Here is a 14,408-nt window from a genome sequence, read left to right on the forward strand (position 1 = left end):
GTTCTTTCTCTGAAAGGACGGGCATAGTATGGAAAGGAAAAGGAAACAGGCGGGAAGCAGATTTATGAAGCGTTTTATCTGTTATCTTTATGAGTATCAGGAAGGAAGACGGATCAGAAATATCGGATTTTGTAAAGTGGAATCATCGGAGGATGGATGCACGGTCAGTATTCACGGGAAAGGCTGGGGGATGAACAGTCCGAAAAAGCTGTCACTGTATCTGTTCTGGAGAGAGAATGGAAAGTGCCTTGGGGTGTATCAGGGAGAACTTGGGAATGTCAGTCCGGCACTGAATTACAGGCTTTCCTATACGGAAGAAGATGTAGGAAGCAAAGCACGGTATGACCGCGTGGAGGGAATCATTTTATGCGGAGAGAACGGGCCGCGGTATGCTGCGGTCTGGACCGATGAGGCGGTGGATATCAGCCGGATGGAGCCGGCCGGAAAAGAAGAGATGACAGAAGAAAAGGAAGAACAGCCGGAAGAACCGGAAGAGCCGAACGAGGAAGAGCCGGTGCCGGAGGAAAATGAGATGCCGGATGAACAGGAAGAACCGGCAGGTGTTTCCTATGATGTGAGGGAGATTTTGCCTGAGGAGAGCCGGGAAATGGAAGAAAAGGAGCCGGAACCGTTCTATTTTGACGAGGAAGAGGAGGATTCGAAGCCTGAGATTGCGGAACAGGAGTGTCAGACAACGTGCCGGTTTCGCTGCACCAAAATCCAGAGACAGGATCTCTCAAGACTCATCCGAAGAGAATGGCAGCTGGCAAACAACAGCTTTCTCCTGCACGGTTATTATAATTATCATCATCTTGCTTTTTTGCAGGAGGGAGAGAACCTCTACCTCGGAGTACCGGGAGTCTACAGCGAAAAAGAACGAAGAGCTGCACAGGCCTTCGGATTTCCTGGATTTGTAAATTATGAGGAGGAGATGCTGGATCTGCCGGAGGGAGAAAAAGAGGACCGGGCAGATTTCGGGTATTGGTGTCGACAGGTTCATCAAATTAGAGTATAATGAATAAGAAATTGCCGTGTTTTGGAGGACTTTCGATGAAAACGGCACAGAAGAATTTCAGTAAAAGACACAGGAGTATCGAAGATGGGACGCAGACGTTCAAAAGAAGAGAAAGAACAGGAAGAGAAACTTCAAAAAGAGCTTCAGGAAAAGCAGGATATCAAATACATGAAAGAAGCGGTGAAGCAGGCGAAGAAGGCTTATGCCCTGGGTGAGGTCCCGATCGGATGTGTCATCGTATATGAAGATAAGATTATCGGACGGGGATACAACCGCCGGACGATTGATAAAAATACACTGGCCCACGCGGAGCTTCAGGCGATCCGCAAGGCGAGCCGGAAGATGAATGACTGGAGACTTGAGGACTGTACGCTGTATGTCACCCTGGAACCGTGCCAGATGTGTTCCGGGGCGATTGTGCAGGCGCGGATCAGGCGGGTAGTCGTCGGATGCATGAATCCAAAGGCGGGCTGTGCAGGATCGATCATGAATCTTCTGCAGGTGCCGCAGTTTAATCATCAGGTGGAACTTACGACGGGGATCATGGGCGAAGAGTGCAGCCGGATGATGAAGACATTTTTTAAAGAATTAAGGCAAAAAAAATAGAGCAGTCATCTGCTCTTTTTTGTGCGCTGTGCGTCGAACGCATCTCCCAAGCGTTACTCTGGCAGTTAACTCAACCCAGGCACCCTCGCGGCACACGGGAGGTTCCGCTTAGTGCTGCTTCGTTCCCGACCTGACACGGTTCACGGAGTCCAGTTGCGCGAGACCCGAAGTATCAACGCCACTTTCCAGAGGCAGCCTCACAAGAATACGCCCTCGGCACAGCATCACCCCTACTATAGCGGATTGTAGGTACAGGGTACCGCTAACACCCCGGCTGCACGTTTCATAAGTTTACAGTGTTTTTGGGGAAATGTCAATAAAATCGGCAAAATAAAAAGGAGAAAATTACGTATGAAAACCATTCTCGCGGCAGTGAATGCCAAATATATCCATTCCAATCTGGCTGTCTATTCTCTAAGGGCTTATGCAAAAGACTATCTGAGTGAGACGAAGATTGCGGAATATACGATCAACCAGCAGATTGATGAGATCCTGATGGATCTGTACCGGGAGCAGCCGGAACTTCTGTGCTTTTCCTGCTATATCTGGAATCTGGATTATGTGGAGGAGCTGGTGCGGGAGATCAAAAAGATCCTGCCGGAGACGATCATCTGGCTTGGCGGTCCGGAAGTCTCCTACGATGCGAAAGAGGTGCTTCTCAGACTGCCGGAGGTTACCGGAGTGATGAAAGGGGAGGGCGAGCAGACGTTTGCCGCGCTTCTGGACTTTTATCACGGGAAAATAGAAAGGCTGGATGAGACTGCCGGAATCACGTTCCGGAAAGAGGACGGTGAGATCCGGGAGAATACATGGCGGGAAGTCATGGATTTAAGTCTTGTGCCGTTTGTATATGAGGACCTGAGCCTGTTTGAGCACAAAATTATTTATTATGAGACAAGCAGGGGATGTCCGTTCCGGTGCAGCTACTGTCTGTCCTCGGTTGATAAATGTCTCAGATTCCGGGATCTGGATCTGGTAAAACGGGAGCTTCAGTATTTCATGGATCAGAAAGTTCCGCAGGTAAAATTTGTGGATCGGACGTTTAACTGCCGCCACGGCCATGCGAAGGAAATCTGGAAGTATCTTCTGGAACATGATAATGGAATCACAAATTTTCATTTCGAGGTTTCGGCGGATCTTCTGGATGAGGAGGAACTGGAACTGATTTCTAGGATGCGTCCGGGACTGATTCAGCTGGAGATCGGAGTGCAGTCGACCAATCCGGATACGATCCGGGAAATTAAAAGGACGATGAATTTTGAACGGCTTTCGGAAGTGGTAAAAAGGATCAAGACAATGGGAAATACACACCAGCATCTGGATTTGATTGCGGGGCTTCCATATGAAGGATATGAGAGTTTTGGACAGTCATTTGACGATGTCTACGGCCTGATGCCGGATCAGCTGCAGCTTGGATTTCTGAAAGTGCTGAAGGGTTCTTATATGCAGGAGCATGCGGAGGAATACGGACTGGTATATAAAGGAAAACCGCCGTACGAAGTGCTTGGGACAAGCTGGCTTTCCTACGGAGAGATTGCACAGCTTAAAAAGATCGAAGAGATGGTGGAGATCTATTATAACAGCGGACAGTTTGCGAATACACTGCGCTTTCTGGTAAAGGAATTTGCATCGCCGTTTCGGATGTACGAGAAACTGAGCGGCTACTATGAGGAGAAAGGACTGTTTGGCCGGAGCCACACAAGAACCGCAAGATACAAGATTCTGCTTGACTTTATCGGGGAAAACGTAAAAGGAAAGACAGAATTTTACCGGGAACTTCTGGTGTATGATCTGTATCTGCGGGAAAATATCAAGAGCCGTCCGGAATTTGCAGGGGAGTCTCTGGCGGACAAGGAGTTTTTGAAAGCATTTTACGACAGGGAAGAAAAGGAGCCGGTATATCTGAAATCCTATGAAAAGGCGGATAGCCGGAAACTCCGGAAGATGACCCATATCGAAGTATTTGAGTTTCAGGTGGACCGGGATATGGAGCCGGGGAAAACCGTGCTGCTGTTTGACTATCAGAACCGGAATCCATTAAATTATGAAGCGGCGGTGTTCCGGATCGGAGAAAAAGAGGAGTAAGAAAAATGAAGAAACGGACAAAGGAGATTCTGGATATTCTGGATCAGCAGTTTGGAACAGAATATAAATGTTATCTGAATTATGAGACGCCGTGGCAGCTTCTGGCGGCCACCATGCTGAGCGCGCAGTGTACGGACGCGCGGGTCAATATCGTGACGAAAGATCTGTTTCAGAAGTACACATCACCGGGAGACATTGCGGCAGCGGATTTAAAAGAACTGGAAGAAGATATCCGGCCTACCGGATTTTACCATAACAAGGCGAAAAACCTGATTGCGTGCATGAAGGACATTCACGAAAAGTATCACGATGAGGTACCGTCCACGCTGGAGGAGCTGACGTCGCTTGCGGGAGTAGGGCGGAAAACCGCCAATGTGATACGGGGCAATATTTACCACGATCCAAGTGTTGTGGTAGATACCCACGTGAAACGGATTTCAAGGAGACTTGGATTTACGACAAATGAGGATCCGGAGAAGATTGAGCAGGATCTGATGAAAGAACTGCCAAAAGACCACTGGATTCTCTACAACATCCAGATTATTCAGTTTGGAAGGACGATCTGCACGGCAAGAAGTCCAAAGTGCGGGGAATGTTCCTTGCAAAAATACTGTGAAGAGTATAAAATAAAAGGAAAAGTCTGACAGGAGAAAGGATGATGGGATGAATTTCCATGATAAAAAGACACGAAGACTTGTGGCAATTGTGATTATACTGGTGATTATAGCAATGGTAGCAACGTCTATTATACCTTATCTGATTTAGGAGAAATGGTGGGAGCGCCTATGGGAGAACGGAAGAAAGAAAATCCAAAACACACGCAGAGGAGAATGAGTGCAGCACAGAAAAGAAAGTTCATAGCCCTTGCCGGGCTGGCTTTTCTATGTGCTCTTTTTGTCATTGGCATTTTTTATTCTTCTGTCTACCGTTATGTACACAGAATGGATCGGGAGCAGATTGAGCAGAATGTATTTGTTCAGGGAGTAGATGTTTCCGGTATGACAGAAAAGGAGGCGCTTGAAAAGTTAGAGGACCGGTGGACGGTTATGAAACATACGCCGGTTACACTGAAAGCAGACGGAAAGACGGCACAGGTGACAGTCTCCGAGCTTGGAATCCGGCAGGGTGATTTGGAGAGTCTTGTAAAAGAGGCGTCCGAATACGGGAAGCACGGAAATCTGTATCAGCGATACAGGAAAATACGGCAGGCAAAGAAAGAGAAAGTAGAATACGCAGACGATTATCAGATCGATGAGGAAACAGCGGAAAAAGTGCTGGAAGAGAAAACAGCAGACTTCTTTGAAGAGGCAGTGAACGCAAAGATTACAAGGGTCGGAGGCGTATTTCAGATCACCGATGAAAAAGACGGAGAGAAAGCGGCAGTTCAGGATGTTCTGGATGAGATCGTTGACAGGCTGGGCGATCTTGAGAAAGGAAAAGATGTGGAAATTGAGGTGAAATCCGAAAAGGATGAGCCGAATATCAGCCGGGACGACCTGGAAGCGGTTCAGGACGAGCTTGGCAGTGCATCTGTAGAGATCCGGAATGATGAGACGCGCCAGGAGCTTCTGACGTTGACCGGAGATCTGAACGGACAGATTGTGATGCCGGAAAAGGAACTTTCCCTTCAGAAAGTGCTGGAAGAGCATTCCGGGGAGGAGATGTCTCAGGAAGCGCTGGATCTGATGGCTACCAGCCTCTATGATGCTGCCCTGTATGCAGAGACCGGGATTTCCGAACGACATGAATCAGAAACGCTTCCGGAATATGTAGACGCGGGAATGGAAGCGGTTCTCTCGGAAGAGAAGGATCTGAAAATAGAAAATACAACAGAGTCGCCTCTTTATATTGAAGCCTATATCAATGGAGATGAAGAGCTTGTCTGTACCATTTACGGGGAAGAAACCCGTGAGAAAGAGAGAAGCATTTCTTTCAAAACCGAGACGGAAGAGAAAGAGGACTCTGAGGTGGCGACTGTCTATGAGGAGGACGCTGCGCTTGCAGCCGGAAAAACCGAAGTAAAGGAGAGCGGATCGCCGGAAAGCACAGTGACTCTTTTGAAGATTGTAAAAGAAGACGGTGAAAAATCCGATGAAGAGGAAGTCGGTGCATCCGAATACGAGGCGGTCAGCAGGATTGTGAGCGTCGGCATAAAGACAGACGATGAAAAAACAAAAGAAGCACTGAAAGAGGCGGTTGCCACACAGGATCAGGAGACCATCGAAAGGGCGGTCGAACAGGCAAGGAACAGTAAAGGACAGGAAAGATGAGAAAAGGGATTTTGACACAGGCTGCATATCAGCGGTCTGTATATAGAAAATTAAAAGATGATCATCCGGCACTTTCGCCGTACAGCTGGAAACGCTGTACGAAAATACCGCTTGGTGCCAAAGAACTGGTGGTTTCGGAGATTCTCATGACCGGAAGGGAGAAGGATCTTTTTGTCTATGCCGCGGCCAGGGCGGTGACGGCTGTCGCCGCGGAGGGCGGGCATCCGTTTGGGGTAAGGGTGTCCGTCCTCGTGCCGGAGCAGACAGAGGAAGACTCCATAAAGGAAATGTCGGAGATTCTAAAAGAAACGGCAAAAGAGCAGGGATTTCAGATTCTGAATATATTTACCGAAGTATATCCTGATGCAGATGTATTTACCGTGTCGGTTACCGGATTCGGTACATGTGAAAGTACGGACGAAGAACCGGAAAAGGGATACGACGGAAAGGATCTGGTTCTTGTCAATCCGGTTGCACTCGAAGGGAGCCTTCGGGTTCTGCACGAAAAAGAGGTGGAAATCCGGGAGCGGTTTGTGCCGGTATTTTTGCAGAAACTTCTGGATTCCAGAGGGACTCTGTTTGCAGAAAAAGCAGTCAGAAAAGCAGAAGAATATCATGCGGATTTTATCAAGCCGGTGACAGACGGCGGAGTATTTGGAGCTCTGTGGGAACTGGCGGAAGAGACGAAAACGGGATACGAGGTGGATCTGAAAACATTTCCGGTCCGCCAGGATATCATCGAGATCTGCGAGCTTTTCAGACTGAATCCATATCAGATGGCATCGGGAGGATGTCTGCTTATGATCCTTGAAGATGGACGTGGTTTTGTTGAGGCTTGTAAACGGGACCAGATAATGGCGTCCGTCATCGGAAAGATGAAAGCAGGAAAGGATAAAATCATTCTCAATGGGGAGGAGAGACGGTGTACGGACCGTCCGGCTGAGGATGAGTGGTTTCGGATCTGTAAAGGAGGAAAATAAGATGAATATGAGAACGGAAATATTGCGTTACCTGGAAAAGAACAGCCGTGTGGATTTAGGGGAGCTGGCAGTGCTTCTCGGAACAGACGAGGCAACGATCGCAAATGAGATCGCGGACATGGAGAAAGAAAAGATTATCTGCGGCTACCATACATTGATTGACTGGGACAAGACAGGGGAAGAGTCTGTGACAGCCCTGATTGAAGTCCGGGTGACACCGCAGAGAGATCTGGGATTTGACCGGATTGCGGAGCGGATCTACAATTTCCCGGAAGTTACAGCGGTCTATCTTATTTCAGGAGCATATGATTTTCTGATTATTCTGGAAGGGAAGACACTCAAGGAGGTATCCCGGTTTGTTTCAGAGAAACTTTCCCCGATCGAACCGGTGCTTTCCACGGCAACCCATTTCATTTTAAAGAAATATAAGGACCACGGAACGATTCTTGCGCCTCAGAAGAAGGCAGAAAGGATGCTGGTGATGCCGTAATGAGAAATCCATTATCCGATAAGATTGTAAATATACAGCCGTCCGGTATCCGGAAGTTTTTTGATATTGTAAATGAGATGAAAGACGCGATTTCCCTGGGAGTGGGTGAGCCGGATTTTGATACTCCGTGGAGAATCCGTGAAGAGGGAATCTACTCTCTGGAAAGAGGACGGACATTCTATACATCCAATGCGGGGCTGAAAGAATTAAAAGACGAAATTTCAAAATATCTGGAGCGGAAGATTCAGGTTTCCTACGATCCGGCATCCGAGATCGTTGTGACGGTCGGAGGAAGTGAAGGAATCGACATCGCCATGCGTGCCATGCTGAATCCGGGGGATGAGGTACTGATCCCGCAGCCAAGCTATGTCTCCTATCTGCCGTGTGCGGTGCTGGCGGACGGAGTACCGGTAGTGATTCCGCTGCAGGAGAAGAACAAATTCAAACTGACAAGAGACGAGCTGGAAGAAAAGATTACGGACAGAACGAAGATTCTTGTACTTCCATTTCCAAATAATCCGACAGGATCTATCATGACGAAGGAGGATCTTGAGCCGATTGCAGAAGCAGTCGTGGAGCATGATCTCTTTGTAATCTCCGATGAGATTTATTCGGAGCTGACTTATGGAACGGAGCATGTCTCTATCGCATCATTTCCTGGAATGAGAGAGAGAACGATTGTGATTAATGGTTTCTCCAAAGGATTTGCCATGACCGGATGGCGGCTTGGATATGCGTGCGGACCGGCTCCGATTCTGGAACAGATGTTAAAGATCCATCAGTATGCCATCATGTGCGCACCGACCAACAGCCAGTATGCGGCTGTGGAGGGACTGAGAAACTGCGAGGATGAAGTCCAGGAGATGAGAAAGGCGTATAATCAGAGAAGACGATACCTTCTGCATGAGTTTCAGCGGATGGGGCTGCAATGCTTTGAGCCGGAGGGAGCGTTCTACATGTTCCCGGGCATTCAGGAGTTCGGAATGACCTCGGAAGAATTCGCGACACGCTTTCTGGAGGAAGAGAAGGTGGCTGTCGTGCCGGGGACGGCATTTGGAGACTGCGGGGAAGGCTTCCTGCGTATTTCCTATGCGTATTCGCTGGATGACCTGAAAGTTGCGATCGGGCGTCTGGAAAACTTTATTACAAAGCTTAGAAATCAAAAGAAAGCATGATGCTGTCATATCAGGACAGCGTGTGCGGGGGAGGAATCACATGCTGAATATTGTGCTGCATGAGCCGGAAATTCCGGCAAACACCGGAAATATAGGGCGCACCTGTGTGGCGGCGGGCGCGAGGCTTCATCTGATTGAGCCTCTTGGTTTCCGCCTGACAGAGAAAAACTTAAAACGGGCCGGGATGGACTACTGGGATCAGCTGGATGTCCGGACTTATATTGATTTTCAGGATTTTCTGGAGCAGAATCCTGGAGCCAAAATCTATATGGCCACGACGAAAGCGCACCAGATTTACACGGATGTCCGCTATGAGCCGGACTGTTACATTATGTTCGGAAAAGAAAGCGCGGGAATTCCGGAGGAAATCCTTGTCGATTATGAGGATACCTGCATCCGGATTCCCATGATCGGGGATATCCGTTCCCTGAATCTTGGTAATTCGGCGGCGATTGTTCTGTACGAAGCGCTCCGCCAGAACGGATTTGCGGGAATGAACCTGGAAGGACATCTGCACAGGCTGGACTGGAAAGAATAAACAAAAGATATCTTATTTCCGCAAAGGCGGTTCTGTCTGATACAGACTGCTTTTGCGGAATTCTAATGACACATCATGTTACAGAGGGAAAATTCTCTTTCACAAAGAACTCCAAAACAGGATAAAATTTCTGAAAATGCATATTTATAGACTAAAGTACGAAAAAAACGGTACTCTTTGAGAAAAAAATAACAATTTTGAAATAGTTTTTTTCTATTATAGACAAAATATTTAGATACAGGATGTTTCAAAAGATTCATCAATAAGTAAAATATCAGCCGAAAAAGTTACGAATCGTTTCATTTGTGCAAATTGCATTATAATAAGAAGAGAAGGAACTTTTTCATTATCGGAATTGCACATTGAAAAAATTGCAGTTTAAAATATTTTATGCTAAGATAAATCTATATGGGGCAGAGATTTATAGACAAAGGTGGTGAGAAGGTGATACAGAAAACAATTCAGGCTGTACAGGAGGCGGAAGCGAAAGCAGCTGATACCTTGAAGCAGGCCGATGACAAAGCGTCTGAGGTGCTCGCCAAAGCAAATCAGAAAGCCGGTGAATTGAAAGAGGCTGTTGTCAATGAGGCACAGGAAAGAGCAGAGAAGAGGATGGAAACATTGAAAGTAAAATTGAAAGAAGAAGAAGGGGCTTTCGATGCGGATACTCAGAAAGAAGTGGATGCCTTAAGGGCAATAGCAGATCAAAGGGAAGCGCAGGCAGTGGAGATGATTCTCAGAGAGCTGTCATGACGCTTTGCAACAAGAAAGGAGGAGTTTCCATATGTCAGTATTGCAGATGCAGCGAATCAGTATCTGCGCGTTGAAAAAAGACCGGAAGGCAATACTGGAAGAACTTCAGGAACTGGGAGTACTGGAGATCGAGACTTCCAAAGTGACGGCGGACGGACTGGACAGACCGGATACAGCTGAAGAGAAACAGAGATCTGAGAAGCAGGCTCTGATGCTGGATCAGGCGCTGGATGCACTGCAGGAATATGCTCCGGAAAAAACTTCGATTTTTGCCTCCCTGGAGGGGAAGAAACTGGTGGCAAGAGACAGCTTTTTGGCTGCTGTCAAAGAGAGAGAAGCGATTCTTGAGTCTGCCGGGAAAATTCTTTCTTTAAAGAAAAAGGAGGCGGAAAACAAAGCCGAGATCGTGAAACTGCAGACACAGAAGGAAGCGCTCACACCGTGGCTGGCACTGGATATTCCGATGAACTGTGAGGGGACTAAAAAGACCAGAATTTTTATCGGCAGTATCGGAAGTGTTATGACGCAGGAGGAGATCCTGACCAGAATTGCACAGACGGCACCTGATCTGTCTGCGGTAGATGTCGAGATTATTTCTGCAGACAAAGATCAGACCTGCCTGACGGCGGTATGTCTGAGAACCGAAGCCGACAGACTGGAAGAAGCACTCAGAGCTTTCGGCTTTTCCAGACCGGCACAGTCCTGGGAGAAGATTCCGGCACAGGAGCTGGAAGAAATCGAAAAGAAAATGGAGAAGGTCCGGAGTAATATCGCGGGGATCCAGGAAGAGATCAGATCGATGGCGGATCTCAGAGAGAACCTGAAGATGCTTTCGGATTATTGCAGGACAAGAGCACAGAGATATGAAGCTCTTGCAAAGATTCCGCAGACACAGAAGACATTTCTTGTCAGCGGATATGTGGCAGCCAAGAATGCGAAAAAGCTGGCGCAGAGACTGGAGCGTCAATTTACGCTCTCTGTAGAGATTGAGGAGCTTGCAGAGGATGAAGAGGCGCCTGTACAGCTGGAAAACGGAAAGGCGGCAGCTTCGGTGGAAGGTGTTCTCGAGGCATTTGGACTTCCGGGAAAGGGAGAAGTGGATCCGACCAGAATTATGTTTGTGTTTTATGTGTTTCTGTTTGGAATGATGCTTTCCGACGCGGCGTATGGGCTGATTGTGTTCGTAGCCTGTGCGGTTCTTTTAAAGAAGTTTCCAAGAATGTCCGAAAGTATGGCGAAATCACTCAGAATGTTTATGTACTGTGGAATTTCTACAATCGTATGGGGCGTTCTGTTTGGAGGATATTTTGGAAATATTGTAGATATTGTATCTGAAAAGTTTTTTGGAGTAACAGTGACGGTACCGGCGGTATGGTTCATGCCGCTGAATGATCCGATGAAACTGCTTGTATTCTCCATGTTGTTTGGGTTGATTCATCTGTTTACAGGTCTTGGAATTAAAGGATACATGTGTCTGAGGGACAAGCGCTACATGGACTTTTTCTGTGATGTGGTTTTGTGGTACTGCCTGCTTGTCGGACTGATTTTGATGTTGCTTCCAAGCAGTATTTTTGCATCCATTGCACAGGCGCATATTGTACTGCCGGAGCCGGTGAATCTGCTTGCAAAAGTACTTGCCATTGCCGGAGCGGCAGGAATCGTACTGATGTCCGGGCGCGGAAGAAAGAATCCTGCGCTTCGGCTGGCACTTGGAGCCTATGATCTGTACAACATTACAGGGTGGCTCAGTGATGTTTTATCCTATTCCCGTCTGCTGGCACTGGGACTTGCCACGGGAGTTATTGCTTCTGTTGTAAACCAGATGGCGGGCATGCTTGGAAACGGCATTATCGGAATTATCGGATTTATTTTAATTTTTATCGTAGGTCATACGTTAAATCTTGGGATTAATCTTCTGGGTGCGTATGTGCATACAAACAGGCTGCAGTTCGTAGAGTTCTTCGGGAAGTTTTATGACGGCGGCGGAAGAGCATTTGCACCGTTTCATTCAGACACAAAATATATGGATATTATGAAGGAGGAAGAATTGTAATGAGTATTTTTGAAAATTTAGGGCTTGTTTATGCGTTATTAGGTGCTGCGCTGGCAGTTATTTTAGCAGGTATGGGTTCTGCGTATGGAGTAGGTATTGCCGGACAGGCAGCGTCCGGAGTTGTGACGGAAGATCCGTCAAAGTTCGCAAAGGTTCTGATTATTCAGCTTCTGCCTGGTACACAGGGAATTTACGGTCTGCTTGTTGCGTTCATTACACTTTCCAAGATCGGTCTTCTCGGAGGAAGTCCGGCAGATCTTGATGTGAGAACAGGGCTGCTGATTCTGATTGCCTGCCTGCCGGTTGCGCTCGTCGGACTTGTTTCCGCAAAACATCAGGGAAGAACTGCAGTGGCTGCAATCGGAATTGTGGCAAAGAAACCGGAGCAGTTCGGTAAAGCCATGCTGTTCCCGGCAATGGTTGAGACTTACGCGATCCTTTCACTTTTGATTTCCATCCTTGCTGTTACAGCAATTCAGGTATAGTATCAGGACAAAATCTAAAAGTAAAGGAGAGCTTAAGAATGACTGGATTAGATAAAATGATCAGCCAGATTCTGGAAGAAGCGGATGCCGCAGCATCACAGAAAGAAGCGGACGCCGCATCACGTGCTGAAGCGATCCTTTCGGAAGCAGAAAAAGAGGCGGAGATCCTGAAGACGGAGATTGAAGAAAAATCTGAAAAAGAACTTGCAGGATATGAGAGCCGCCACCGCCTGGCCGATGAGCAGAAGAGGCGAACAGCCCTTCTTTTGGCGAAGCAGGAGATTATTTCCGATACAATCGAAAAGGCATATCAGACATTCTGCTCGATGGAGACAGAAGCCTATTTTGAAGTGATTGCAAAAATGATTAGAAAATTTGCGCTTCCGAAGGAAGGAGAGATACTGTTTTCCGAAAAAGACCTTGGAAGGATGCCGGAAGGATTTCGGGCGGAAATCGCCCGGGCAGCAAAAGAAAAGGGCGGCAGTCTTACTGTTTCCGGTGAGACAAGACGGATGGAAGGCGGTTTTGTCCTTGTATATGGAGGAGTTGAGGAAAACTGCTCTTTCAGGGCGCTTTTTGATTCCAGAAAGGATGAGCTGCAGGATAAGGTTAATAGATTATTATTTTTTTAGACAGCGCAATTCCGCGAGAAGGAGGATTTAACCAATGGCAAAAAATCAATACACCTATGCGGTTGCGCGGATCAGGTCAATGGAAGTATCGCTGTTTTCCCAGGCGGATATTGAACAGCTCCTTGCGTGCAGGGATGAAAAACAATGTCTGCAGCTTCTTCAGGAGAAGGGGTGGGGAAATGCGGACACACCATCTGATGCTGAAGCGATATTGACATGTGAACGGGAAAAGACCTGGGCGGAAGTCGGCGGTATGATCGATGATATGTCCGTGTTTGACGTACTGTCTTACCCGGATCTTTTTCACAATCTGAAGGCTGCGATTAAAATGGTAGCTTCCGGAACAGAGATTCCGGGTATTTTCATCAGCGGGACGAGAATTCCTGCCAGAGAGATACTGGACAGTGTAAAAAACAAAGAATTCGAAAAGCTGCCCGATTACATGGCGGGGGCTGCCAGAGAAGCGTATGAGACACTTCTGCATACGCAGGATGGACAGCTTTGTGACATCATGATTGACAGGGCGGCTCTTGAGGCTGTCTATCAGGCAGGGAAAAACGCAGAGGATGACATTATCCGGGAATATGCCGAGTCCACTGTCGCGGTGGCGGATATTAAAATCGCGGTACGTTCACAGAAAACCGCAAAAAGTCTGGAATTTATGAAAAATGCGATGGCAGAGTGCGGAAGTCTGGATGTCGATGCGCTCTGCAGGGCAGCGCTTGGCGGAGTAGATACAATTGCAGAATATCTGGAAGGCACAGCATATAAAGGAGGGGCGCAGGCACTGAGAGAGTCGGCTTCCGCTTTTGAATGCTGGTGCGACAACCGGATTATCGAAACGATCCGCCCGCAGTTATACAACCCGTTTACAATCGGACCGGTTGTTGCGTATGTGCTTGCGCGGGAAAATGAAATAAAAACGGTGAGGATCATACTGACCGGAAAGCAAAATGAACTTCCGGAAGAATCCATCCGGGAAAGGGTAAGGGAGATGTATGTATAAGATAGCAGTATTAGGCGATTATGACAGCATTTACGGTTTTGCGGCCCTGGGTCTTGACATCTGTCCCGTAAACAGCCCGGAGGAGGCAAAGAAGACATTTGTACAGCTGGCGGAGGCAAAGACAGGTATCATCTATGTGACCGAAGCTCTGGCGGCTGTCTTGAAACACGAAATAGACAGATATAAGGACGCAATTGTGCCGACTGTGATCCAGATTCCTGGAATCAGCGGAAACACGGGCGCCGGAATCGAAGGGGTAAAGAAGTCTGTAGAGCAGGCCGTAGGCTCCGATATTCTGTTTGGTGGTAATTAGGAAAGCA

15 protein-coding genes and 1 other RNA gene are annotated in these 14,408 nt (G+C 47.7%); 15 read left to right on the forward strand and 1 reads right to left on the reverse strand.

The window, feature by feature from the left end; translation table 11 throughout:
* Window positions 1-28 precede the first annotated feature (28 nt).
* Window positions 29-1,015 (forward strand): DUF6128 domain-containing protein, encoded by a 987-nt coding sequence (locus FGQ85_RS02875; protein WP_138372605.1) that lies wholly within the window; start codon window positions 29-31, stop codon window positions 1,013-1,015.
* 168 nt (window positions 1,016-1,183) lie between these two features.
* Window positions 1,184-1,621, forward strand: a complete 438-nt coding sequence (tadA, locus tag FGQ85_RS02880) for a tRNA adenosine(34) deaminase TadA (protein ID WP_242958852.1) — start codon at window positions 1,184-1,186, stop codon at window positions 1,619-1,621.
* A 19-nt stretch (window positions 1,622-1,640) separates the two neighbouring features.
* Here tadA and ffs read toward each other — a convergent pair.
* Window positions 1,641-1,903, reverse strand: an RNA gene (gene ffs, locus FGQ85_RS02885) — signal recognition particle sRNA large type.
* A gap of 69 nt (window positions 1,904-1,972) precedes the next feature.
* On the opposite strand from ffs, the gene FGQ85_RS02890 reads away from it, so the two are divergent.
* The 13 genes from FGQ85_RS02890 to FGQ85_RS02950 all read left to right on the forward strand — a co-directional run bounded on the left by FGQ85_RS02890 (window position 1,973) and on the right by FGQ85_RS02950 (window position 14,401).
* Complete coding sequence (locus FGQ85_RS02890; protein ID WP_138372606.1) at window positions 1,973-3,706, forward strand: B12-binding domain-containing radical SAM protein; 1,734 nt, start codon at window positions 1,973-1,975, stop codon at window positions 3,704-3,706.
* A gap of 5 nt (window positions 3,707-3,711) precedes the next feature.
* The gene (nth, locus tag FGQ85_RS02895; RefSeq protein WP_087251847.1) at window positions 3,712-4,350 is read left to right on the forward strand and encodes an endonuclease III; all 639 of its coding nucleotides are present in this window, start codon (window positions 3,712-3,714) and stop codon (window positions 4,348-4,350) included.
* Between the two features lie 141 nt (window positions 4,351-4,491).
* Window positions 4,492-5,976: a peptidoglycan binding domain-containing protein gene (locus tag FGQ85_RS02900; protein WP_171027867.1), complete on the forward strand. Its 1,485-nt coding sequence runs from the start codon at window positions 4,492-4,494 to the stop codon at window positions 5,974-5,976.
* Complete coding sequence (locus FGQ85_RS02905; RefSeq protein ID WP_138372608.1) at window positions 5,973-6,956, forward strand: AIR synthase-related protein; 984 nt, start codon at window positions 5,973-5,975, stop codon at window positions 6,954-6,956. Before FGQ85_RS02900 ends, FGQ85_RS02905 begins: the two co-directional genes overlap by 4 nt.
* A 7-nt stretch (window positions 6,957-6,963) precedes the next feature.
* Window positions 6,964-7,446 (forward strand): Lrp/AsnC family transcriptional regulator, encoded by a 483-nt coding sequence (locus FGQ85_RS02910; RefSeq protein ID WP_087166914.1) that lies wholly within the window; start codon window positions 6,964-6,966, stop codon window positions 7,444-7,446.
* Window positions 7,446-8,621, forward strand: coding sequence for an aminotransferase class I/II-fold pyridoxal phosphate-dependent enzyme (locus tag FGQ85_RS02915; protein WP_138372609.1), 1,176 nt, complete (start codon window positions 7,446-7,448; stop codon window positions 8,619-8,621). The genes FGQ85_RS02910 and FGQ85_RS02915 overlap by 1 nt, the downstream gene beginning before the upstream one ends.
* Window positions 8,622-8,661: 40 nt before the next feature.
* Window positions 8,662-9,159, forward strand: a complete 498-nt coding sequence (locus FGQ85_RS02920) for a tRNA (cytidine(34)-2'-O)-methyltransferase (protein ID WP_087166621.1) — start codon at window positions 8,662-8,664, stop codon at window positions 9,157-9,159.
* 444 nt (window positions 9,160-9,603) lie between these two features.
* Window positions 9,604-9,912, forward strand: coding sequence for a hypothetical protein (locus FGQ85_RS02925; RefSeq protein WP_087166622.1), 309 nt, complete (start codon window positions 9,604-9,606; stop codon window positions 9,910-9,912).
* A 31-nt stretch (window positions 9,913-9,943) separates the two neighbouring features.
* Window positions 9,944-11,965 carry a V-type ATP synthase subunit I gene (locus FGQ85_RS02930; RefSeq protein ID WP_138372610.1) on the forward strand — a complete coding sequence of 674 codons (2,022 nt, stop codon included), beginning with the start codon at window positions 9,944-9,946 and terminating at the stop codon, window positions 11,963-11,965.
* Entirely contained in the window at window positions 11,965-12,450 is a 486-nt protein-coding gene (locus FGQ85_RS02935; RefSeq protein WP_087166624.1) for a V-type ATP synthase subunit K, read from the forward strand. Before FGQ85_RS02930 ends, FGQ85_RS02935 begins: the two co-directional genes overlap by 1 nt.
* A gap of 38 nt (window positions 12,451-12,488) precedes the next feature.
* On the forward strand, window positions 12,489-13,082 hold the full coding sequence (locus tag FGQ85_RS02940) for a V-type ATP synthase subunit E (protein WP_138372611.1): 594 nt from the start codon (window positions 12,489-12,491) through the stop codon (window positions 13,080-13,082).
* Window positions 13,083-13,116: 34 nt separating this feature from the next.
* Window positions 13,117-14,088 carry a V-type ATPase subunit gene (locus FGQ85_RS02945; RefSeq protein WP_087166626.1) on the forward strand — a complete coding sequence of 324 codons (972 nt, stop codon included), beginning with the start codon at window positions 13,117-13,119 and terminating at the stop codon, window positions 14,086-14,088.
* Window positions 14,081-14,401, forward strand: coding sequence for a V-type ATP synthase subunit F (locus tag FGQ85_RS02950; protein ID WP_087166627.1), 321 nt, complete (start codon window positions 14,081-14,083; stop codon window positions 14,399-14,401). The genes FGQ85_RS02945 and FGQ85_RS02950 overlap by 8 nt, the downstream gene beginning before the upstream one ends.
* The last annotated feature ends 7 nt before the right edge of the window (window positions 14,402-14,408 follow it).

This window comes from Pseudoflavonifractor sp. BSD2780061688st1 E11, assembly GCF_005844125.1.
Lineage (GTDB): Bacteria > Bacillota > Clostridia > Lachnospirales > Lachnospiraceae > Sellimonas > Sellimonas catena.